Source organism: Mitsuaria sp. TWR114 (assembly GCF_007997345.1).
Genome location: NZ_VOSR01000576.1, coordinates 1 through 1,607 on the forward strand (window position 1 = coordinate 1; position 1,607 = coordinate 1,607).

Sequence of the window (1,607 nt, forward strand, 5' to 3'; positions counted from 1 at the left end):
CTCGCGCAGGAATTCGCCCTTGGCCAGGCCGCCGAGGAACATCGCCTCGTCGACCTCGACGTCCCAGTCCATCAGCGTGCGGATGGCGCGCTCATGGGCGGGGGCGCTGCGGGCGGTGACCAGCGCGGTGCGCAGGCGCATCGGCGCGGCGGGCGCGGCCTGCAGGCGCTGCAGCTCGTGCAGCACCTGCTTGAAGGGGCCGGCGGGCAGCGGCGTGAGCTTGCGTTCGCGCTCATGGGCCTGGAACGCGTCCAGACCGTCGCGCTGGTAGATCTGCTCGGCCTCGTCGGAGAAGAGCACCGCGTCGCCGTCGAAGGCGATGCGGAGTTCGTCGGGATAGGCGGCGGAGGCGCGGGCCGACTGCGGGAAGACACGGGCCGCGGCCACGCCGGCGGCCAGCGCGGAGCGCACGTCGTCCTCGTTGGCCGACAGGAACAGCTGCGCCTTGAGCGGCTTGAGGTAGCGCCAGGGGCTCTGCCCGCGGGTGAAGACGCCGCGCTCGATGGTCAGTCCGTAATGCTGCGCGGAGCGGAACACGCGCATGCCGGAGATCGGATCGTTGCGGGACAGGACAACGACCTCGACGCGGGGCGTCTCGCCCAGGGCGTTGAAGGCGAGCAGCTTGCGCGCCAGCGAGAAGGCGGTGCCGGGCTTGGCCGGCTCGTCCAGGCGCTGCTGCTGCAGCCGCATGTAGGCGCGGTCGTCGCTGTTCTCGAAGAGCTGGTTCTCCTCTTCGAAGTCGAACAGCGCGCGGGAGGAAAGGGCCACCACCAGGCGGCCGTCGAGGGAGGCGGGCATGGGTGGGGATGATAGGGGCCCCGAGGTCCGCCGCCGGATCGGACATGGCGGCGTGAGGCCTTCGTGATCACGCATTGACGCGGCATTGAGGGCGCAATGAACCCGACACTTCTTGTCGATTTGGTGATCCGAGACAGCCGCCCGACTGTCATCGACCGGACATCCGGGCGCCCCAGCATCGCCGGCTTTTCATCCGCCAGACGCTCTCCATGCCGCTCGTCCGCCCCGCCCGCCTGTCCGCCCACCTGTCTGCGCGCCGATTGATCGCCGCCGCCGCGGTGCTGAGTTGCCTGCCGTCCGCCCATGCCGACGACGACAAGCGGGTGCAGACGCTGGACGTCGTCAGCGTCACCGGCAATTCGGTGAACACGCTCGCACCCAGCGCCGCGCCGCTCAATGCCAGCCAGCCGACCTCGGTGATCGATGAGCGCTTCATCCGCGACGCGCTGCGCTTCAACGCCAACTTCGACGACATCGTCAAGTACGCGCCCAGCATGACGGTGAGCTCGCCGGAAGGCCCCGGCCTGGGCAAGAGCGAAGGCATCAGCCTGCGCGGCTTCCAGGACGGCCAATTCAACATCACCTTCGACGGCATCCCGTTCGGCGACGCGAGCGACCTGCACCACACCACCTCGGCCTACTTCAGCAACCACGTGCTGGGCCAGGCGCAGATCGACCGCGGTCCGGGCGGCGGCGCGTCGATCGGCAACGCCACCTTCGGTGGCACCATCGCGCTGCGCACGCGCGATCCGGCCAGCGTCGACGGCATCACGCCGTACTTCACCCTGGGCAGCTGGAACACCCGCGCG

2 protein-coding genes are annotated in these 1,607 nt (G+C 69.8%); one reads left to right on the forward strand and one right to left on the reverse strand.

The features are described from left to right. On the reverse strand, positions 1-798 hold a 798-nt coding region (locus FUT87_RS19845), incomplete at its 3' end, for a 5'-nucleotidase (protein ID WP_147242138.1). Positions 799-1,007: 209 nt separating this feature from the next. On the opposite strand from FUT87_RS19845, the gene FUT87_RS19850 reads away from it, so the two are divergent. Further along, positions 1,008-1,607, forward strand: a 600-nt coding sequence (locus FUT87_RS19850) for a TonB-dependent receptor plug domain-containing protein (RefSeq protein ID WP_222617214.1), incomplete at its 3' end; no start/stop codon positions are given.